Below are 21,626 nucleotides of genomic sequence, written 5' to 3' on the forward strand. Positions count from 1 at the left end.
TACTAAGTGTCGGCGCCCAACGGTAGTGTGCAAGGTACGCGGTACAGGCAGGGGACCACCGCGGATGTGTAGCTAAGGATGCAGATGTCGGCGGAGTTGCTAAACAGGGGTGGGCGAGGCGCAGCGCGTGCTGCTGCTCCGGATCTTGTGGGCAGCGCATCAGACAGGCATACGTGGTCGCTTCTGGCCAGAAGCCGCGATTTATCCAAAGCTGCCAAGCAACTGGAATCCCCGGAGTCCTACGGCGTGGTCCTGACCGGCCAACGTGGCATCGGCAAGTCCGGTTTGGCCAGGGCATTGGTATCTTCCCTTGGCCCCAAGGTCCATAGCCTTCAACTACGGAACACGGTGGCCGGTTCGGAAACACCGTACGGGTGCCTGGGTTTCCTGTTGGCCCGTCTTCCCTCCGAGGCCGTGGCCACCCCGACGGGCATACTCCACGCCGTCACCAGGTTGATACGGGGCGAGGCCGCAGGCCGGGACACCGTGGTGATCGTCGATAGCGCCGGCGGCATGGATCCCATGAGCACGGGAGTGCTGTTGAACCTCATGGCCACCGGCACTGCGAAAGTGATCGCCACGGTTCAACATGCCAGTGATCTTCCTCCGGACTTCCACCGCTTGGTCCTTGAAGGACAGTTGGGCGAAGTCCACCTTGAGATGCTGAGCGAAGAGCAGACCAAACAGGTCCTGGGCTCCGTTTTGGGCCATTATGTATCCTCAACGCTGGTTGGTTCACTGCACTCGGCCGTGGGTGGAAACCCGATGTTGCTCCATGCCCTTCTCGAAGAGCAGCGGCATTCCGGAAACCTGGTACTCAATGACTCGGTGTGGACATTGCGGGAGCAGATCAAGCTCGTCGGTGCCCCGGTGGTGGAGGATTTCGTCCGGTCAAAGTTGGCGCGGGCACCCCAAGCCCACCGGACCGTCGTCGAGCTCTTGTCCTGTGCCAAGCGGGCGACGCTCGTGGAACTGGCCGCAATCGCCGGTGCCGAGGTCCTGGTGGAGATGGAGGACGCCGGCCTGCTCTCTGTTGATCGGTGCTCCGAGCACTGGGTGACGTTGCGCGAACCTTATATCGGCGACGTCGTCAGCGGATGGTTGAGCACCCGCCGTCGTCGTGAGTTGCGATTGATGCTTCTCGGACCCAAGGAACCCGAGCTCGCTGGTTTGGCTTTGCAGGATGTATTGACGTACGCCCGGTGGATCCATGCCTGCGAGGACGATACCGCTCCCTCTGCCGCCCACGCACTGGCTGCCGGACGCGCGGCACTGGCCGCTTTCGACCCCACTTTCGCCATCACGTCCACCGAATTGCTCGATCCCAAGGACGAAGAATGGGTGCCGGCCCAACGCGTGAAGGCCGCCGCTTATCTCATGTTGGACCTGCCGCTGCACGCGGTCCGGACCTTGGACGAGGTGCCCACTGACCGGATTGCTGCGCTGGACCCGGTGGAGTTTGCCCACGTTGTTGCTGCACAATGCCAAGCCATGCTCTGGCTCGACGATCGCTGCGGCATGGTTCCGGGAGTGCTCGATCATGCGGTCGCTGTCCTCGAGGGCCGGTCGGGGGATTGTTCACCGGCAGTCATGGCCAAGGCCCGAAACCGGCTTCAGTTGAGCCGTTATGAGTACAAGACCTTTATTGGTGATTATGCGTCCGTGGTGGAGGACCTGGAAGCCGAGTTCGCCACGGGCCCGCGGCAGGACTACGAGCACTGGCTAAGGACCTCCTTTTTCCTGATTGAAGCGCGATGCATACTGGGACGGGAACTGGACGCCCAACAGCTGGCACGAACAATGTCACGCCATGTGGATGGCGTGACCCGGTCGCCGCAGCTTGAGGAGGCATTTGCCTTTCCGGTTTTCCTGACGCTGTTGATGTCCGGCCAGTGGCGCAAATGCGTAGAGCTCCTGAGCCGTGCTCCTTCCCACCCGGCTCGTTTGCAGTACCGCGGCGCGCTGCCCGAATTGGGCAGGGGACTGGCATTCACCTATGCCGGGAAGCCGGCCAGTGCCATCGAACCCCTCCGCTCCGCGGTTGCCCAGCTGGAACTTCGTCCCAGCATGAACCTCATCAAAGTCGCCTACGCTGCCACCGCTTTCGCCTACGCCCAAATAGGGAACTCCGAGGAAGCGGGCCGCTACCTTGACCTCTACAGGACATCCCGCGACGTGGGCAGTTACGTCGCCGAGTCCGTAGCGGAGTTCTGCGCGGAGATGGCCGGACGGTGGATGGGCGACCCCGACGTCAAGCATCGGCTGCTCATGCGGGTCCATGACGACGTCGACAATCAGCGCTTGACGCCGGCAGGCATCTGTCTCTTCGGCGCCACGGTGGAGGGAAGCGACGACGAATATCGGCTGCTCGAAGACATTGCGGCGCGCAGGCAGGGTCCGCTGGCCCGAATTTCGGGAGACCTGGCCCGGGGAGCCCGCCACAAGAACGCCAGTGCATTGCTTGCTGCCGCACATGCAGCGGCCAGCATGGACCTGCTGGTGGTAGAAGCGAGATGCGTGGCCATGGCCCTGGACTATGCCCGCGACGCCGGCGAAAGCACCACAGCCCGGACGGCACAGTTGAGGCTGGAACGGCTGGAACATTTGGTCTCCGCGCTGCCGATCCATCCACGCAGCGACGCACCTGTTTTGACCGAGCGTGAACGCCAGATCGCCAAACTCGCAGGGAAAGGTGTCAGCAACCGTGAAATCGCCATGGATATTGGGGTGTCAGTGCGGACGGTGGAGGGTCACCTATACCAAGTGTTCACCAAGCTCGGGGTTTCGTCCCGCGGCGAGCTGCAAGGCCTGTTGTGAGGCCAGCGGAGTAGCTTCCATCCACGCGGTGCCGGGTGCTTATGCAGGCTGAGTACCTGGTAGGCAGGGACGGGGAGCTGGGGCTGGCCCTGGACATATTGCGGCAGGACGGTGCCACCGCCGTTCTCCTGCTGGGGGAGTCCGGCGTCGGAAAGTCAGCCATGGCTGCCGAGATAGCGGCGCGCTTGGCAGGGGACATGGTGGTAATGCAGATACACGGCAGTCCTGCGCTGTCCGGGGTGCCGTACGGCGTACTGGCGCCATACCTCCAGGACCTGCCGGTTGGGCAGGCGACTTCGCCGGTCTCGATCCTCCGCGAGTTTTGGTCCCAGTTCGAAAAGCGTCGGGGGGAAGCTGGATCGCGCCTGCTCTTGGTGATAGACGATGCCCATGAATTGGATGAGGACAGTACGCAGGTCGTGGCAGAGCTTGTGACTGCCGGATGGGCGCGCCTGGTCGCAACCAGCCGGCCCAGGCCCGGCCTGCCCGCCGCCTTGGTGCAGCTGTGGTACGACGGATTGGCTGAGCGCTTGGAGCTGCACCCGTTGGACAAAGACGCCGTCGCGGAGTTGGCTGCCAAGAAACTCGGCGGAACGGTCATGGCCAGCGTCGTAGACGTGCTCCATGCCGTGTCCGAGGGTAACCCCCTGTTGCTCCACTGCTTGTTGGCGGATTCGCGCGCTAAGGGTCGGTTGGTGCGCCGCAACAGTGTCTGGTTCCTGGCCCGGCCACTCACGGGAGATGGTGAGCTGCTCGCGGAGGCAGCGCGGAACCTGGTATTGCGCGCCAGCCACTCCGAACGTGAGGCAATGTTCGCCATTGCCCTCGCCGAGCCCGTGCCCGCGGGGATGCTGGAACCACACGTCGGGAGGGACACCATCCGTTCCTTGATGGAGAACCGGCTCGTGCTTGCTATGGACGGCGACGGCGGGCCCCTCCGCATCTGGCATCCGCTCTACGGCGAGGCCCTCCGACGCATCATCTCGCCGCCGCGGAGCCTGCATATCCGGGAACGCCTGGTTCCGGACCTCGCCGGGGACCTCCCCAAAGAAGGGTTGCTCCGGATGGTGAGTTGGGCGTTGGACTGTGGCGCCGACGTCGACGACGATGCTCTGCTCCAAGCAGCGTGCCACGCCGCTAAGCGGCTGGAGAATCCGTTGGCACTGGCGGCCGCGCGCCGAGTCCGCTCGGAGGCCCTTCAGCCCCGGGCGCGCGCGGTGATGGCCATGGTCCATTACAACGACGGCGATTACCGCAGCGCCGTTGACGTGTTGGACGCGGACTTCGGCTTCCTCCAGGGCGGCGCTGCGGACGACGGCGATGCTGCTGCGGTGGGAGGTGGTTTACACGCTGGGCTCTTGGATGTCTGCCTCCTCTGGGCAGCATCCAGGGCAGCTTTGGGCCATGCCTCGGAGGACATCCTGGCCGACGCACGGGCTGCCGCGGGGAACCTCGTAGCCGGACGGGCAGAGACGGATCCCGCTGTGGCCCGCCTCCGGAAGTGCATCGAGGCGCTCGAGTTGGCCGAGCTTGCCCGTGAAGGCAGGTTTGAGGACCTCGCTGCCGGCCTGGAGACGTTCCAAGGCAACGCCGAAACGGAATCTCTCGACCACGGGGCGGAGGGACTATTCCTGCTGGCGATGCGCTGTGAAGCCTTGATAGCGCAGGGCCGGGCCGTGGCTGCGCAGGAAGCCGGACGGGAAGCTTGGGCCATGGTGGAGGAACGCCCGGATGACGTCCTGTTCCTCGGTGACTTTGTGCTTGTCCGGTATGTCCTTGCCGCACTGGAATCGGGGGACTGGGACTCCGCGGAAGCAGCCATGGGAGGCTTTGCGTCAGGCTCGGCGGCGGGACCAGTTGTTTTCGGTGGCGGCACTCACGCGCTCACAGGTCTTTCCCTCCTGCGGCAGGGCCGCGTGGAACAAGCCAGCAAGGTATTGGCGCCGGCTGTGGAGGCTCTTCGCGTCGCTGACCCGCTCCGGCTCGGCGGCTTTGGAGACGCTCTCGCGTTCTATGCAGCTGCTGCTTCCGGGGATACTCCACTCGCTGACCGACTCGCAGGTGAAGGCGCCACTCGGGAATCCACGAGTGGCGGGAGCGCCTATGTCGAGGCACTTGCGGGGCTTTTTCGAATCGCGGGCCACGCGCATTTGGAACACCGCGCCCAGCAGGCAAGCACCATGTACTCCGACGACGGTGCGCCGTCCCGAAGCCGTGCATCCTCCGCAAGCCGCGCGGAAGGGGCTTCCGGATTGCGGCAGCTGCAGGAACTGGAGGGTTCCGGACAGTTGGACCGGCTGCCGGGAGTGAAATTCCAGAACCTGGTCCTTCGCGTCGAATTGGGGGACGAGGCTGCCATGGAGTCGGTCCGGGAAACCGCGCGAACTGTCCAGGGCGCATGGGTAGCAGGCTGGCGCTCCTTGGCGGATGCGCATCTCTCAGGCGCGGGCCAAGGATTCGTCAGCGCAGGGAACGAGCTCGCGGCCGCGGGAATGCCCGGGCCCGCTGCCCTCGCCTTCGAAAAGGCGGCCGTAACGTTCGACGCCGAGGGCAAACGCCCGGAGGCGCGCCAAGCAGCGGTGCTGCGCGATGTCAGCGAGGCTAACCTGGGGACATCTCCGCTCCCAAGCGCCCATTCCGACGTCGACCGGACGGTACCGTTGACGCGGCGTGAACGGGACATCATTGCCCTGGCCGTTGCTGGCCTAACGGACCGGCAGATCGCCCAGAAGCTCATGGTTTCGGTGCGTACCGTCGAAGGCCACTTGTACCGCAGCTATGCCAAACTGGGCATCCGCCGCCGGGAAGACCTCGGAGCTGCAGTCCACGATTGACAGCGTTGGTGTTCAGAAGTCTGCTGCACTCGTCATTTTCCGACGTCGCGATCGTTTTCAGTTACTCGCGTGCCTGGAAAAAGTTCGTCGAACGCAACGCCCTGCGCGCGCTGAGTGCGTGACGCTTGAGCATTAAGGTCGGTGCACCAAGCGGGATAGACGCGGAATCCGCGTTTGCCGGGAATCAGGTCGGAGCTGACGTATCCGAGCGAGATCAGGTGCGCCGTGGTGAATTGGAAGACCCCGAACCTTTCCTGCTCCTCTACGAAGACGAGCAGCCCAGCCATCGATTCCTCAGCCGTGAAGGGCTTGGCGGTCGGAACCTTCACTCTTTCGACCGCCGCCGTCGTTCTCTGAGCCATCGGCTAGGCACGGCTACTTGCTCGCGTCCGAAGAGAGTCCCGTGTGTCTAGCCGCCAGGACCTTCATCAGACGAGGGGTTGCCGTGCTCCCGTATCGAACTCGATGCGGCAGCACCGCGGGTCCGCCGGTTCAGTCCGATTGTTTCGGTCGCCACACGCCGAAGCGGTTCCCCTGCGGGTCGAGGATGTGCGCGAACTCGATGGCGCCGTTGTCGACGAACGGGACGGCGATGCTCGCACCGAGCGATTCGGCTTGGGCGATCGCGGCCTTCACATCCTCGACCTGCACGTAGAAGATCGCCCAGGAGTTTCCGCCCAGCGATGTGGTGTCCCACAGACCACCCTTGTCGCCGTTCACCATCCGGTAGCCGACCGGTGAGGACTCACCGAAGGTCCAGTCGAATAGTGAGCCATAGAAGCTCCGTGCGGCATCCGGGTCGGCCGAGCCGACCTCGAAGTAGTTCACTATGGCAGCCATCGCCGTCTCCTTTCCATATTGGTCACAAAGAAGCGAGCCAGCCGTGTAGCTCCGTCAACGGACCCGTCCGGCATCGGTTCTGGGGACACTACGCCATGTTCCTCTACGAGTCCACGAAGATTCTGGACGGCGATCTTTCACCCTTGCTTGACCTCCCGGACCTGATCGACGTGAGACTGATGAACCGCCGCCATTACAACCCACCGGTCCCCACCTCGAGGGGGTGGTGGAGCAGAGAGCGTCCCAGCTGAAGGCCTGAGCATGCTCAGTTACACGGCTCCTTACGGCGCCGACACCGTAGAGAGCGTTCAGCCGATTCTTGAAACAGCACTGGACGCGGTACTGAACCCCGATGGTGTCATCGAAGCGTCGGACGGCACAACCGGACTTGCTGCCGCCGCGTTAGTGGTCGCTTGGGATCACCCTGACCTGCTGGGCGGTGACGCCGCCTACGCCCCCGAACCTTGGCCGCGGACATCCGGAACGCTGCCCTTCCAACTGCAAATCAAGGCCGCGGCAGTAATGAATCGCTTATCGAGCGAGGAATCGAACGAGCTGGCTGAGCTCTGGGCAGAACAAGGGGAACTGGCTGGATTCCAGTCCGAGATCGCCCGCTGGCGTGCAAAGCTCTGAACCTACTGGGCAGTGCCTCTGGTGGCCGTTACGCGCGGCCCCCCGAAAAAGTTCCTGCACTGGGTGAAGATTGAGCCATGGCAAAGCGCATCCGCGGCCTAACCGCCGTGATCCACAAGCAGACTGGATTCGTGCCAATGTTCCAAAGTGCATCCTCATGAAGCAGATGAGGCTCCGGTACGCCGGAGCGTGCCGGCTGTGCGGCGCTTCTCTTCCGGCCCGGACAGAAGCGATCTTTGAGAGCGAGACGAAGACCGTCCTCTGCTTGGATTGTGCTACCGCGGCCACGAAACCCGTCTCCCCAGACCTGGAACCACCTAATGATGATTCGTTGTCCACCGAGTCGGGAGTACCCGGGTCGTCCGCCCGACGCGAATATGAGCGCCGCAAGGCGAACGACGAAAAAAAGCTCCGCGAGAAGTGGGGCCGCTTCGGTGGCCTCGCAGTCGCACTCTCTGACGAGCGGCAGCACACGAAGTCCTGGGATCGAGGCGCGATCGGTGAGGAACGACTCGGCGCTCGGCTAAACGCCCTGGCCGCCGATGACCTGGCTGTCCTCCACGACCGACGCATCCCCGGGTCGAAGGCCAACATCGACCACATCGCCATCACTCCCGGCGGAATCTGGGTGATCGACGCCAAGCTGTACAAGGGTCGGCCTGAACTGAAGATCGAAGGTGGCATCCTTCGCCCACGCATCGAGAAGCTCCTCGTTGGCCGGCGTGATTGCACGAAACTGGTCGATGGGGTACTCAAACAGGTCGATGTCGTGCGTGACATCGTCGGGGATGTTCCAGTCGTTGGGGCTCTGTGCTTCATCGAAGCAGACTGGCCCCTGATCGGGGGCGCGTTCTCCACTCGTGGCGTGCACGTGCTCTGGCCGAAACGGTTAGCAAAAGTGCTTACGGAGCAGACAGCCGGCGACGTTAGTGTGGCGAGGACGCGTGAGTTGATGGCCTCACGGCTCAAGTCTGCGTGACGTCCGGTGTCGATGGTCCAAGCTGCCCGGAAGCACGCAAAGGGATCTCTATATGACACCGGCGCGAGATTTAGCGTGCCCCCGACCTCCCCTTCGACGCAGGCCCAGAGGGTCGTTTTGACTGTTGCGGACAGGGGTCCTTGGGCAGTTCGCGACTTTCCATCCGCTACACCGGGGTGGAGGATTGCAGGATGAGGACCATTGAGTGGTGGCCAAAATTAGACGCCGAGGCACAAGCGTGGCTAATCGAACACAACGGCGAGGTTATCGCCGCAGATGTGGTGAACAAGATCGCGGCCGCTGGCGGCACCGTGACATCGGACGCTTGGTGGATCGGGGACCGGGGACCCGAGGGAATTTACCTCTCCGACGAAGCAGTCGATTGGATCGAGGCAACCGCCAACGGCGAGTGAACTGAGGCGTGCCCGCGTAAGGACCTTTTCCGTGCGGAGCATCTGCTTGGCGTGGTGGTCAACTGGCCCTCGGTGTAGCCCGACCGATCACTTTTCCGCGCCGTGCGGGTCTGTACAACGAAAACCCATTCACGGGAGACTGGCGCCATGCGCAAACTAGCGTTCGGCATGAACGTGAGCCTGGACGGCTACATCGCCGCGGCCGGAGACGACCTCGGCTGGAGTGTGCCGAGTGACGAGCTGTTCCAATGGTGGTCCGACCGGGTGGGGGCGACGGGCCTGGCGCTGTACGGGCGCAAACTGTGGGAGACGATGAGCTCCCACTGGCCGACAGCCGACCAGCAGCCTGGCGCCACAGCGGCGCAGATCGAGTTCGCCCGCCGCTGGCGGGACATGCCAAAGGTGGTGTTCTCCTCGTCGACCAGCACGGTCGACTGGAATACCCGCCTGGTCACCGGCGACGCGGTCACCGAGATCACCCGGCTCAAAGCCGACGACGGCTGCCCCATGGACCTCGGCGGTGCCACACTCGCCGCCGCGGCCATGCGGGCCGGGCTGATCGACGAGTACGTAATCGTCACCCATCCGGTCCTGGTGGGCGGCGGCACGCCGTTCTTCACAGCCCTGGACAACTGGGTGAACCTGAGGCTGGTGGAGACCCTGACGTTTCCCGACGGCGTGGTCCTGACCAAGTACGAGACCCGGAGCTGAGTGCCCGGGGTCGATTCAGCGCGGGCTTCGGCCCGCTGACGGGCACCTCCTTCCGAGTACCCCTCCCAGCCCAAAGGACCACCCGTTCCGGCATTGACCTGCATTTGGCCATTCATTGGAGTAATGGGCCGTTTTTTCGTGTCCCAACCAAGTAGTGCAGGTCCGCGGTACTGAGTACAACAGGGTATTTGCCGAACCAAAGCCCTCCAGTAATCGAGTACCAACTACTGGTGTACGGGGTTCGTCCGAACGGCAGGATTGTTCTTGGGAGAACGGTTCAGCCCCAAGCATCACCGGGATTCCACAAGTCGCATCATCCGCATCGGTGGTCTCTTTGAGCCGATGCACCGGCCGTCGAAAGACGGTTCGGCCTTGGACGAAGCCGGCGGCGACAGAGTCTTCTGAGACCGAGACTCTCCCCCCAGCCGCCGCCGGCTTCTAGGCCAAGGACCCGCGAATCGCGGAACCCAAACTTCCCGGACCAGGGACTGCTGCTATTGGAGTGTGCATGTTGCCGGATCCTTGGCTGGATGAAGAAACTGCCCCATCAGGCCTGAAGCCATCAGCCTTCCCGGACCGGACGCAGCTGCTCCACCTCATCGTTTCCGCCGTACCTTCACCCTCCACCCATGGCGTCGTGGTAGTAGGTGACCGGGGATCTGGAAAGAGCGGGTTGTTGCGGGCGGTCAAGGCGGCCCTTCCTGCCAACCTGGATGTCCGTAGCTTTGCCGGAACGCCCGAACTTGCAGCGACCCCCTACGGCATCTTGAATGCGCTCAGCGGAGCCTATGAGGATCAGGGCACCCCGCCGGGACTGAATGTCCTCAGGGCTTTCACCCGCACGCTCGGTCCGGCGCAGCACCTGTTCGCCCCCGGTAATGCACGACGCCGGAGCCGCGGCGGTCCGCCGTCGGGCAGGCCTCCGTTGGTTCTGTTGGTGGATGATATCCACCACGTCGACCAAGCCTCTCTGGCCGTCCTTCTTCAGCTGATCCCCGGGTTCAGTGCCACCCTGGTGGCCACGGCAGACAGCGGACGGCCACTGCCGCAGGATCTCTATCAGCTGTGGGAGGACGGGTTCCTGGAGCAGTACGCGCTGCCTCCACTGACTTTCCAGGAAGCCCGTCAGGTGTGCAGCAGCACTCTTGGGGGCAACGTCCAGCAGCGAGCCAGCGCGCTCCTCTGCGCGCTGAGCGGTTTCAACGTGGGTTTCCTGCAGTTGGCGATCGAGGACGCCCTTGAAGCCGGACTCCTGGTACTGCGGCACGGCTTCTGGGCCATCGACGCCGGTGCGCACTGTGACTGGCCACGGGTGGTTCGCCGCGTGGACCGTGAGAATGCTGAGCGACCCGACACGGAACGGCAAGCACTCGAACTCGTGGCGCTCGCGGAACCGTTGCCTCTGGAGACCGTGGAGCGAAGCTATGGCCAGGTCGTCGTGGAGCGGCTGTTGGCCTCCCACCACCTCAGGCTGCTGGCGGGGCGACCGCCACTGGTCCGCACGGCGTCCTGGCTATTTGGCGAGGGAACACGGCGGTCGGTGCCGCCGTCGCGCAGTATCGCTTTGCGGTTGGCAGCGGACGTGCCCTCCCTAACGCTTGGGTCGGCACCGACCATGCTCCGATGGTTGACGTGGACGCTGGCGTGCGGGCTGCCGTTGCCCGAAGAGCTTCTGCTGGCTGCGGCACCCGCGGCTGACAGGCCTTCCACTGCGGCGTTGGCACTACGCGCTGCGGCCGCGGTGGGGGGAGCTGCGCACCGGGACGAGGCGAGGCTCGTGAGGGCCCGGGCCTTGGTGGCCGAAGGTCGCCTCCTTGAAGCCACCCCGGAGTTGCGGCAGTTGGCGGCGTCGGGAATCCCGGCCGAGGTTCGCGCGAACGCCGCAGACCGGCTCTCGGCGTTGGGACTGTTAGGGGCGCCGGAAGGCGAACCGCAAGGAGTGTCGGAGAAGGCGGAGCGCCTGATAACGGACGTCAGGGAATCGGAACGGCTGGTGCTCGCCGGCAATCTGAGGGCGGGGTTGGCATCATCCTCGGCGGCAATGGACAGCATGGGCGCAGATCCTCAGTTGGAGGTTTTCCGCCCCGGATTGATCCTGAGGCACATGGTGGCCCTCAAGTACAACCTGGCGTGGGGGGAAACTGACTCCCTGCTGGAGTGCCCGGCCGGGTATGCGCGGCCGCTGCACGTTGCCCTCTGCCATGACGTTGCCCGCGGGTATGCCCAGCTCAGCCAAGGACTGCTGCAGGCGGCACGGCGGACGTTGGAGCCGGTGGTTGCAGAACTGTCCGACGCCGGCCTCCCGGTTGTCTGCTCGTTGGCCACCGGAATGCTCTCGTACGTGGAGGCGGTCACCGGAGAGACCGAACGAGCCACTGCAAGGATCAAGGAAAGTGGCACCGCCATGGCTGGGGGCACCGGCCAACTCCTGCCTCAGCTCGCTGGTTTGTTCACTGCAGCTGGCCAAGACGCGGCCGATCCCTCCTCCGGTAACCTTCTGCACCTGGCCGAGCGGTTCCGTGACGAAGGACAGCCCACCCTGGAGGCCGAAGCGTTATCGCTCTTTGTGCTCAACAAGGCGAACGCAGGTACAGCAATCGATGCTCCAGTGATTGGCCGCTTGGCGGAGGTGACGGGGTGCCTGGACGGTGCTTGGGCCTCGTCACTGGAAACGTTCGCCTCCGCCCTGAAGACTGACAACCCAAGACTGCTGGAACAGGCGGGAAAGTCCCTCACTTCGGACCGCCAGTTTGCGCACGCTGCGATGTGCTATTCCCGTGCGGTGAGCGGATATGACGTAAGTCGACGCTGGGCTGCTGGCAGGCGCGCGGCCGGCCTCCTCCATCGGCTCCCGGGTGCACTCGGGAGTGAGGTTGTTCCATCCCTGGGAGGGGTGCCGGAGACAACCGGCGGGTGAGGTGGCCAACGGCACACCGTTGTGACCGCCCTGCGTGGGATAATTGGGAGTCCCTGAAGGATTTCCAAGGAGCGCCCCTTGACTGCCGTATCAACTCCCGCGTCACTGCAACGGTCCATGCATGCCATGGACAACGCAGAGGTGCTGCGAATCCGGAATGACTTCCCGGTCCTCCACCAGCAAGTCAATGGCCAGGCCTTGGTGTACCTCGACTCCGGTGCCACGTCGCAGAATCCGCTCAGCGTCATCGAGGCGGAGCAGGAATTCTACGAGCAACGCAACGCCGCGGTTCATCGCGGCGCCCACCACTTGGCCGTGGAAGCGACAGAAGTCTTCGAGGACGCGCGCCAGACTGTCGCGGACTTCATCGGTGCGGGGTACGAGGAAACGGTGTGGACCTCCAATGCCACCGAGGGCCTCAACCTGATCAGCTATGCCCTGTCCAACGCGACGCTCTGGGCTGCGCAGGGGAGGGGCAGCTCAGCCCTGAAAGACCTAGCCGTAGGTCCCGGTGATGAAATCGTGGTCACCGAAATGGAACACCATGCCAACCTCATTCCTTGGCAGGAGCTCGCGTTCCGGACCGGCGCCACCCTGAAGTACATCCCCGTAACGGACCATGGCGCCCTTCGCTTGGACGCAGCTGCGGAGATCGTGGGAGAGCGGACCAAGGTCCTGGCCTTCACCCACGCTTCCAACGTCCTCGGTACCATCAACCCGGTCCCGGAGCTTGTAGCCATGGCCCGCCGGGTTGGGGCATTGGTGGTTCTGGACGCCTGCCAGTCCGCTCCGCATATGCCCATCAACGTCAAGGACCTGGACGTCGATTTCGCTGTCTTCTCCGGCCATAAGATGCTGGCGCCCACGGGCGTGGGCGTGCTCTACGGCAAGCAGGAGCTCCTCGATGTCCTCCCGCCGTTCCTCACCGGCGGTTCCATGATCACCACGGTGACCATGGAACGGGCCGAGTACCTGCCTGCGCCGCAGCGGTTCGAGGCCGGGACCCAGCGGATTTCGCAGGCTGTGGCGTTGGCGGCGGCCGTAAATTACTTGACCGAAACCGGCGTCGACCGCATTCATGCGTGGGAAGCGACGCTGGGACAGCGGCTGGTGAAGGGCTTGGAAAGCATCGACGGCATCCGCGTGGTGGGTCCGCCGTCGGGGACTGAGCGGATCGGTTTGGCCGCGTTCGACGTCGACGGCGTCCATGCGCACGACGTCGGCCAGTTCCTGGACGCCCGGGGGATCGCCGTTCGTGTGGGCCATCACTGCGCGCAACCGCTGCACCGGCGCCTCGGACTGACCGCTACCACCCGGGCGAGCACCTACCTCTACAACACCACGGACGACGTCGACGCTTTCCTTGACGCTGTTTCCGGGGTCCGGGCCTATTTCCAGGCCTGAGCGCTTTTTGATCCCGATTTTTTTGATCCCGATTCCACAGCACTGAGTTCCCAGAACAGGCAACAAACACCATGAGTCTCGACCAGCTGTACCAGCAAATCATCCTGGACCATTCCAAGCAGCGCCACGGGAGCGGGCTCGCTGACACCGCCGCGCCGGCGGGTTCGTCCACCGGGCAATCGCATCAGCTCAATCCCGTATGCGGGGACGAGGTCACGCTGCGGCTGGCGGTTGCCGATGGCACAGTGCAACAGATCAGCTGGGACGGTGCCGGTTGCTCCATTTCCATGGCCTCGGCGTCGGTCCTCACGGACCTCGGTGAGGGAATGTCGGTCGCGGAGCTGCACTCGGTCATCGACACCTTCCGCGAGGTGCTCCGGTCCCGTGGCAAGGTGCACGCGGACCCGGAAATCCTGGGGGACGCAGCGGCATTCGAAGGCGTGGCGCGCTATGCAGCAAGGGTCAAGTGCGCCATGATCTCCTGGGTAGCCGCCGAGGACGCCTTGAACCAGGCCAGCGCCTAGCCTTCAGTCCCGCGCAAACAGGTCCGGCACGCCGTCGCCGTCCTCGTCCCGTTCTTCATCCGCTTGGACTGCCCGGTAGCGCCGGTTTCGGGCTCTAAGCACGACGGCGGCCAACAGCGCGGAGACCAAGGAACCTGCCAGGATGGCGACTTTGGCGTGGTCCGTGTGCGGTGACCCCGGGCCGAAGCTGAGCTCGCCGATGAGCAGCGAGACGGTGAAACCGATGCCGGCCAGCAGTGCAAGGCCAAAGAGGTCTATCCATGCGATGCTGGAATCCAGGCTGGCGCGGGTGGTTTTGGTGACCAAAAACGTGGTGCCAAAGACACCCACGGCCTTGCCCACCACCAGCGCCGCGGCAATGCCAAGGGCCACGGGATCCAGCAGTGCGGCCCCGACGCCGTCGAAAGCACCGCCGTCGAAACTGCCGCCGTTGAAAGCTAATAAAGTGACGCCCGCGGAGAAGAAAGCGAAAACGGGGACGGCGAAGCCGGCAGAGAACGGCCGGAGACGGTGTTCGAGGTGCTCGGCCAAGCCCTCTGCGGGTTCGTTCTTCCTCCCGCTGGCCAAGACGGGAACGGCGAAGCCCAACAGCACTCCGGCCACCGTGGCATGAATCCCGGAGGCGTGGACCAAACCCCAGGTTGCGAGCGCCAAGGGGAGCAGGACGTACCAGCTGCGGATGCGCTTTTGGACAAGAACGGTGAACAGGCCCAAGGGAACCAGAGCGGCCAGCAGCATGATCGGCTGGAGTCCTGAGGAGTAGAAGAAAGCAATGATGCCGATGGCGATGAGGTCATCCACCACGGCGAGCGTCAACAGGAAGGTTCTCAACGCGGCTGGGAGATGGGTGTTGATGACGGCCAGGACCGCCAAGGCGAAGGCGATGTCCGTGGCCGTGGGAATTGCCCAGCCTGTGAGCGTTTCCCGGTTTCCGAGGTTGAGGAGCACGTAGATGAGGGCAGGAACCGCCACGCCACCCACGGCAGCGGCCACGGGAACCACTGCCCGGGCTGGTTTGCGGAGCTCCCCGGCAACGAATTCCCTCTTGAGCTCCAGGCCTGCGAGGAAGAAAAACACCGCCAGCAGGCCGTCGGAGGCCCAGTGGCCAAGGCTCAGCTCAAGGTGCCATGGCGCGTAGCCGAAATTGAGGTCCCGTAAGGCGAAGTAGCCATCAGCAGCCGGGGAATTCGCCCAGACGAGGGCGGCCACAGTGGCCGCGAGGAGGAGCGCACCGCCAACGGTCTCCGTGCGGAGAATCGCGAGGATACGGCGGTACTCGGGGTAGCTGGAGCGGGTCAAAAGCCGGTTGGAAGGTGCCGGTAACTTGGACACGAAATTCCTTATCTGGTCAGGGCGTTACAAATAAACCGCCGACCAGACTTCCCGGCACACCAATGTCCACTCTACCCAACTAGGGGACAGCACATGTCCCAATAACGGCTCAGTGGAACGTGTGCTGTTCCCTAGTTGGGTGCGGGCAGCGCTAGGCGACCAGGCCCACGACGCCGATCACCGCAGTCGCGAGGCCAAGGACCATGGAGATGCTGACCAGGACAACATGGACCGTGAGGAACTTGGTGGCCTTACCGGCAGTGTCCCGGGCACGGGGATCCTTCATCACGCGCTTGAGGAACTGCGGCCACACCGCCAAGGACCACACTCCGGCAATGACCAGGATGATCGCCAGGATTGCGGGGATGTTCATGCTTAGTGGCTTTCGAGCCAGGCTTCGGCCTGCTGCGACTGGATGTTCAATGCCTTGCCAACCATGGGCTCCGCGGCATCGGCGATCTTGCCGCCGAGGAACGGAACGGAGGAAGACACGGTGCCTTCGAGTTCAATGCGCGTTCCGGTGCCGTCGGCAACCAGGCGCTGGACCGCTTTGACGTCCAACGGAGCGCCGGAAACCTTGAGGGCAATGTTGCTCGAACGCGAGCCGTCCGCTGCCGGGGCTTCCCACTGTTCGTTCTGGGTCACGGTAAGGGTTTCACCGACGAACTTACGTGCCATTTCCGGCAAACGGGTAGTGGGCAGCGTCCGGACAGTGGTGGTGCTGAACGGCCCTGCGGTATCGCCCTCGATGCTAAACGACACGAGGGAGCCGCCCACCAGCTCGCTGGTGTGGCGCAGGAAGTCCTCGTCAACAAATACGGCGGTGACTCGGTCAACGCTGTGCGGAAGTGTGGTGGATGCGCTCAGTGCCATGGGTCCTCCGTGGATGGTGGTGGTGAAGCTTTTTAGCTCCCAACATCCTACGGGGTCTCGCTGGGCACCCCGGAACCGGCCGCTTCCGCCGTCCCTTGGAGGGCCATCGCGGCAGCGGAAATGTTGCGGGCCATGGAGGGGAAGATGAATCCGTGGAACGGGTACACGCCCAGCCAATAGAGCCTGCCCGCCAAACCACGCGGGAAGAAGATGGCGCGCTGTTTGTAAAGGCTGCCCTCGCCATCGGGCTCTACCCCCAACTCAAGCCACGCACCTCCAGGGGCCCGCATCTCGGCCCGCAAGCGCAGGAGATGGCCGCGCTCAATGGCCTCTACACGCCACCAATCCACTACCTCGCCCGTGTTCAGCGTCTTGGGATGCCGGCGGCCACGCAACAGCCCGGCACCGCCCTGCAACTTGTCCATCCATCCCCGGATCCGCCAGGCCAGGGGCAGTGAATACCACCCGTTCTTCCCGCCGATGCCCTCGATGATGGTCCACACCTGCTCAGGCTTGGCTTCGCTGTGGAAGGTGCGTTCATCGAGATACACCTTGTAACCGGCCCAGTCGGGGTCGCTCGGCAGCGGATCGGCGTCGATCCCGGCATTGGCCCAGGTGGTCTCCACCTGCCCGTCCCTTTCCTTGCCGAGCGCCAGGGCGACGGCGCGGCGGTACGGCGTCAGGCCGCCGTCGGGCTGGGGGATGTAGTGGTCGACGTCGTGCTCCCGCGACACGGCATCGTGCTGGAGTGACTGCACCAGAGGCAAGGACATGGACCACGGAATGGGCGTCACCAGGGCAACCCATAGTCCCGCCAGCTTGGGCGCCGGGACCGGGAGCGCGATAACCAGCCGCCGCGGAAGCCCACGCTCCGCGGCGTACTCGTTCATCATTTCCTTGTACTTCAATACCTCGCGGGAGCCGATGTCGAAAGAGCGGTTCAGCTTCTCCGGGAGGGCAGCGGCAGCGACGAGGTAGTGCAGCACGTCGCGGACGGCTATTGCCTCGATCCTGTTGTCCACCCAACTGGGTGCGGGCATCACAGGCAGGGTGTCGGCGAGGTGCCGGATCATCTCGAAGGACGCTGACCCCGAACCAATCACCACGCCGGCCTGGAAGACGATCGAATCGACCGGCGACTCGAGGAATACACGGCCCACGGTCTCGCGTGAGCGCATGTGCGTGGAAAGCTCCGTGTCCGCTGGGTGCAGGCCGCCCAAGTAGACAATCCTGTCCACGCCGGCATTGGCTGCGGCACCTGCGACCAGGCGCGCCATGGCGTCCTCCTTGGCCTCGAAACCGCCGCCGGAAGCCATGGAATGGACCAGGTAATACAGGACCTCGACGCCGCTCAAAGCTTCGGTGAGGCCCCCGGCGTCGGACAGGCTGTTCTCCACAATCTCAACGCGATCATGCCAGGGGACATCGGCAATCTTCTGCGGCGTGCGGACCAGGACCTTGACCCGGTGGCCCGCTTCGAGGAGCCGGGGAACCAGGCGTCCGCCGATGTAGCCGGTGGCGCCGGTGACCAAGACGGTCCTGGGCTGCTCAGTGGCCATTGGTTCGGGGGTGTTCGAATGGGTGGCTTCGGAAGGCTGCAACGGAACTCCTGGGGGTGGGGGAGAGGTAGGCTGGAATGACCCGGCATTCATCTGAATTTCCGGGCATTTGTGTTGCCTGCCCTTGGAACCACCCTAGGAGTTTCAGCCATGAGCCTCAACGGTCTGCGCCGCGCACTGGCGGAGGACAAGACTTTCGCCCGCGTCCGTACGGAGGCTGAGCGGCCCTTCGGCGACCGCAACAGCGACTACCAGATCAGTGCCCCCACAGGGATGCGGGCCGTGTTGCTTGCTGAGATGGCAGACGCTTTGGTGTCCGGCGACACGACGAGGGGACAGAGCGTACCGGTGGTCCTCGCCGTCACCGCGACCGGCCGCGAAGCCGAGGACCTCACCGCAGCCCTGGCTTCTTACCTCCCCCCGGACTCGGTAGCGACCTTCCCTAGTTGGGAAACCCTTCCGCACGAAAGGCTCTCGCCGCGCTCCGATACTGTCGGGCGCCGGCTTTCGGTCCTCCGCCGCCTCACCCACCCGGAAAGCTCGACGGCGGCCCCCCTGCGCGTGGTGGTAGCTCCCGTTCGCGCTGTGGTCCAGCCCATCGTCGCCGGACTGGGCGACCTGGTCCCGGTCACCCTGCAAGTGGGCCAAGACCGTTCCTTCACTGACGTGGTCCGGGCCCTCTCCGACGCCGCCTACGCCCGGGTGGACATGGTGACGCATCGCGGCGAATTCGCAGTGCGCGGTGGCATCCTGGACGTTTTCCCGCCTACCGAGGACCACCCCATCCGCGTGGAGTTCTTCGGCGACGAGGTGGACCAGATGCGGTGGTTTGCCGTAGCCGACCAGCGCTCGCTGACTGCGCCCGGCGTTCACCATCCCACGGAACTGCACGCTCCGCCCTGCCGCGAAATCCTGATCACGCCGTCGGTAATGTCCCGCGCAGCGAAGCTCAAAGAGGACATGCCGGCAGCGGCTGACATGCTGGAGAAGATCGCCGGTGGAATCGCCGTGGAAGGAATGGAGTCCCTGGCGCCCGTGCTGGTTGATTCCATGGTTCCGTTCGTGGATTCGTTACCGGCCGGCTCACTGTCAGTGGTCATCGAACCCGAGAAGGTGCGCACCCGTGCGCACGACCTCGCCGCCACCAATGAGGAGTTCCTCGAAGCCGCGTGGTCAACAGCGTCCGACGGCGGTTCGGCTCCCCTTGATCTTTCTTCCCAGGCCTCGTCGGACCTGCACGCCGCCAGCTTCCGATCCCTGACGGACACCCGCTCGGCAGCCCTGGAACACAGTGTGTCGTGGTGGTCCATCACCTCCCTCGCGACCGACGAGGACCTGGTCCTGGATATCGACGTCCTCAACATGCGCGCCCGCGAACCCCGCGGCTACCAGGGCGATGTGGCCGAGATGCTCGAATTCATCGGCTCACGGGTCAAGGACCAGTGGCGCCTGGTGGTGGTCACGGACGGTCCTGGGCCCGCGCAACGCCTGGCCGAGTTGTTCCATGATGCGGAGATTCCCTGTTCCCGGGTTGACTCGCTGGATAAGGAACCCCAGGCTGGGATCATCGAGGTGACCACCGCCGCCGTCGGACGTGGTTTTGTATTGGACGGCCTCAAACTGGGCCTGTTGACCGAAGCCGATTTGCTGGGGCGCGCCAGTGCGGGCTCCACCAAGGACATGCGGCGCATGCCGTCCAAGAGGCGCAACGCCGTGGACCCCTTGCAACTGCATGCGGGGGACTTTGTGGTGCACGAACAGCACGGTATCGGCCGGTTCGTTGAGCTGATCCAGCGGAAGGTGGCCGGTACGTCCTCCTCCGATGCCGGACTGCGGGAATACCTGGTGCTGGAATACGCGCCGTCCAAGCGGGGCGCCCCGGGGGACCGGCTTTTCGTTCCGACTGACCAGCTTGACCAAGTAACACGCTACGTCGGCGGTGATGCGCCTGCGCTGAGCAAAATGGGTGGCGCGGACTGGGCCAGCACCAAGTCCAAGGCACGCAAGGCCGTCAAGGAAATCGCCGGTGAACTGATCCGGCTGTACTCGGCGCGAATGGCCTCCCGTGGGCACGCCTTTGCGCCCGACACACCGTGGCAGCGGGAGCTTGAAGAGGCATTCCCGTACGTGGAGACTCCGGACCAGCTGACAACCATCAACGAAGTCAAGGCGGACATGGAGCGGGAGATCCCCATGGATCGCCTGGTGTCCGGGGACGTCGGCTACGGCAAGACCGAAATCGCCGTCCGGGCCGCTTTCAAGGCCGTCCAGGACGGTAAGCAAGTGGCCGTCCTGGTGCCCACGACCCTCCTCGCCCAGCAGCACTATGAGACGTTCACGGAGCGCTTCTCCGGCTTCCCCCTCCGCGTGAAGCCCCTCTCACGGTTCCAGTCCGCCAAGGAAGCCAAAGAGACGGCCGACGGCGTGAAGAGCGGCGCCGTGGACGTGGTAATCGGCACCCACCGGCTCTTGTCCAAGGACTTCCAGTTCAAGGACCTTGGCCTGGTGATTGTTGACGAGGAGCAGCGCTTTGGCGTTGAACACAAGGAAGCGCTGAAGAAAATGCGCACCAACGTGGACGTCCTGGCCATGAGCGCCACACCGATTCCGCGAACCTTGGAAATGTCCCTCACGGGCATTCGGGAAACCTCCACGCTGGCCACTCCACCTGAAGAGCGCCATCCGGTCCTGACCTATGTGGGCCCCTACACCAACAAGCAGACCTCCGCCGCGATCCGGCGGGAGTTGATGCGCGAGGGCCAAGTGTTCTTCGTGCACAACCGGGTGTCTTCCATTGAACGCATTGCTGCCCAGATCCGCGAACTGGTTCCCGAAGCGCGGGTAGAGGTGGCTCACGGCCAAATGTCCGAGAGCCGCCTGGAAAAGATCATTGTGGACTTCTGGGAGAAGCGTTTCGATGTGCTGGTGTGCACCACCATCATTGAGACAGGCCTGGATATTTCCAACGCCAACACGTTGATTGTGGACGGTGCCGACAAGTACGGACTCTCGCAGCTTCACCAGCTCCGGGGTCGTGTTGGCCGTGGCCGTGAGCGCGCCTACGCCTACTTCCTCTACCCTTCGGAGAAGCCGTTGGGCGAAGTAGCGCTGGAGCGCCTCAAGGCCGTGGCCGCGCACAATGAACTCGGCGCCGGCATGCAGCTGGCCATGAAGGACCTGGAAATCCGTGGTGCGGGTAACCTGCTCGGCGGCGAACAGTCCGGGCACATCCAAGGCGTCGGCTTCGATCTCTACATCCGTTTGGTGGGCGAGGCCGTCGCGGAATACCGTGGCGAGGCCGAGGAGAAGGCCGCCGAGATGAAGATCGAGCTGCCAGTGAACGCCCACCTGCCGCACGACTATGTGCCCGGCGAGAGGCTGCGTCTGGAGGCGTACCGCAAGTTGGCCGCCGCCATCACCTACGAAGCCATCGATGAGGTTTTGGCCGAACTGGTGGATCGTTACGGCGAGCCGCCCTTGCCGGTCCAGAACCTCATTGCCGTTGCGCGCTTCAGGGTGGGCGCACGCGAAGCCGGCCTGTCCGACGTCGCCCTTCAGGGCAATTTCGTCCGTTTCTCGCCCGCGCAGCTGCCCGAGTCCAAGACCATGCGCCTGAACCGGATGTACCCGGGTTCGCAGGTCAAGCCAGCCCTGGACGCCGTGCTCATTCCCAAACCCAAAACCGCGAGGATCGGCGGCCGGGACCTGCAGGACGCCGAGATCCTGCAGTGGGCCAACAACGTCATCGAAGCGATTTTCACCGACGTCCCCGTAAAGGCAGGCTAGCCCG

General features: G+C 64.1%; 16 protein-coding genes. 10 read left to right on the top strand and 6 right to left on the bottom strand.

The window, feature by feature from the left end; genetic code table 11:
* The first annotated feature begins 84 nt into the window (after positions 1–84).
* The gene (locus tag QRN04_RS01740) at positions 85–2,817 is read left to right on the top strand and encodes a helix-turn-helix transcriptional regulator (protein ID WP_284974418.1); all 2,733 of its coding nucleotides are present in this window, start codon (positions 85–87) and stop codon (positions 2,815–2,817) included.
* Between the two features lie 41 nt (positions 2,818–2,858).
* Positions 2,859–5,651 (top strand): AAA family ATPase, encoded by a 2,793-nt coding sequence (locus QRN04_RS01745; protein ID WP_284974419.1) that lies wholly within the window; start codon positions 2,859–2,861, stop codon positions 5,649–5,651.
* Positions 5,652–5,683: 32 nt separating this feature from the next.
* Here the strand turns inward: QRN04_RS01745 and QRN04_RS01750 are convergent, their stop codons facing one another.
* A complete protein-coding gene (locus QRN04_RS01750; protein ID WP_284974420.1) occupies positions 5,684–6,013 on the bottom strand; it encodes a MepB family protein in 330 nt (109 codons plus the stop codon).
* Between the two features lie 130 nt (positions 6,014–6,143).
* Positions 6,144–6,491 carry a VOC family protein gene (locus QRN04_RS01755; protein ID WP_284974421.1) on the bottom strand — a complete coding sequence of 116 codons (348 nt, stop codon included), beginning with the start codon at positions 6,489–6,491 and terminating at the stop codon, positions 6,144–6,146.
* Positions 6,492–6,752: 261 nt separating this feature from the next.
* Between QRN04_RS01755 and QRN04_RS01760 the strand changes: the two genes are divergently transcribed.
* The 7 genes from QRN04_RS01760 (at position 6,753) to sufU (ending at position 14,072) form a co-directional block, all read left to right on the top strand.
* On the top strand, positions 6,753–7,124 hold the full coding sequence (locus tag QRN04_RS01760) for a DUF4259 domain-containing protein (protein WP_284974422.1): 372 nt from the start codon (positions 6,753–6,755) through the stop codon (positions 7,122–7,124).
* A 331-nt stretch (positions 7,125–7,455) separates the two neighbouring features.
* A complete protein-coding gene (locus tag QRN04_RS01765; protein ID WP_284974423.1) occupies positions 7,456–8,103 on the top strand; it encodes a nuclease-related domain-containing protein in 648 nt (215 codons plus the stop codon).
* A 191-nt stretch (positions 8,104–8,294) separates the two neighbouring features.
* Positions 8,295–8,516: a hypothetical protein gene (locus tag QRN04_RS01770; protein ID WP_284974424.1), complete on the top strand. Its 222-nt coding sequence runs from the start codon at positions 8,295–8,297 to the stop codon at positions 8,514–8,516.
* Positions 8,517–8,663: 147 nt separating this feature from the next.
* The gene (locus QRN04_RS01775) at positions 8,664–9,227 is read left to right on the top strand and encodes a dihydrofolate reductase family protein (protein ID WP_284974425.1); all 564 of its coding nucleotides are present in this window, start codon (positions 8,664–8,666) and stop codon (positions 9,225–9,227) included.
* 508 nt (positions 9,228–9,735) lie between these two features.
* Positions 9,736–12,144: an ATP-binding protein gene (locus QRN04_RS01780; protein WP_284974426.1), complete on the top strand. Its 2,409-nt coding sequence runs from the start codon at positions 9,736–9,738 to the stop codon at positions 12,142–12,144.
* 78 nt (positions 12,145–12,222) lie between these two features.
* Positions 12,223–13,548 (top strand): cysteine desulfurase, encoded by a 1,326-nt coding sequence (locus QRN04_RS01785; RefSeq protein WP_284974427.1) that lies wholly within the window; start codon positions 12,223–12,225, stop codon positions 13,546–13,548.
* A gap of 71 nt (positions 13,549–13,619) precedes the next feature.
* The gene (sufU, locus tag QRN04_RS01790; RefSeq protein ID WP_284974428.1) at positions 13,620–14,072 is read left to right on the top strand and encodes a Fe-S cluster assembly sulfur transfer protein SufU; all 453 of its coding nucleotides are present in this window, start codon (positions 13,620–13,622) and stop codon (positions 14,070–14,072) included.
* 3 nt (positions 14,073–14,075) lie between these two features.
* On the opposite strand, the gene nhaA is transcribed toward sufU, so the two are convergent.
* The 4 genes from nhaA to QRN04_RS01810 form a co-directional block, all read right to left on the bottom strand.
* On the bottom strand, positions 14,076–15,404 hold the full coding sequence (nhaA, locus tag QRN04_RS01795) for a Na+/H+ antiporter NhaA (RefSeq protein WP_284974429.1): 1,329 nt from the start codon (positions 15,402–15,404) through the stop codon (positions 14,076–14,078).
* Positions 15,405–15,555: 151 nt separating this feature from the next.
* The gene (locus QRN04_RS01800) at positions 15,556–15,777 is read right to left on the bottom strand and encodes an SCO4848 family membrane protein (RefSeq protein ID WP_284974430.1); all 222 of its coding nucleotides are present in this window, start codon (positions 15,775–15,777) and stop codon (positions 15,556–15,558) included.
* A 2-nt stretch (positions 15,778–15,779) separates the two neighbouring features.
* Complete coding sequence (locus tag QRN04_RS01805; RefSeq protein WP_284974431.1) at positions 15,780–16,277, bottom strand: DUF2505 domain-containing protein; 498 nt, start codon at positions 16,275–16,277, stop codon at positions 15,780–15,782.
* Positions 16,278–16,324: 47 nt separating this feature from the next.
* Entirely contained in the window at positions 16,325–17,836 is a 1,512-nt protein-coding gene (locus tag QRN04_RS01810) for an SDR family oxidoreductase (RefSeq protein ID WP_284974521.1), read from the bottom strand.
* Between the two features lie 150 nt (positions 17,837–17,986).
* Between QRN04_RS01810 and mfd the strand changes: the two genes are divergently transcribed.
* Positions 17,987–21,622 (top strand): transcription-repair coupling factor, encoded by a 3,636-nt coding sequence (gene mfd, locus QRN04_RS01815; RefSeq protein ID WP_284974432.1) that lies wholly within the window; start codon positions 17,987–17,989, stop codon positions 21,620–21,622.
* Positions 21,623–21,626: the final 4 nt, after the last annotated feature.

Source organism: Arthrobacter sp. efr-133-TYG-104 (assembly GCF_030208915.1).
In the GTDB taxonomy this organism is placed as follows: domain Bacteria; phylum Actinomycetota; class Actinomycetes; order Actinomycetales; family Micrococcaceae; genus Arthrobacter.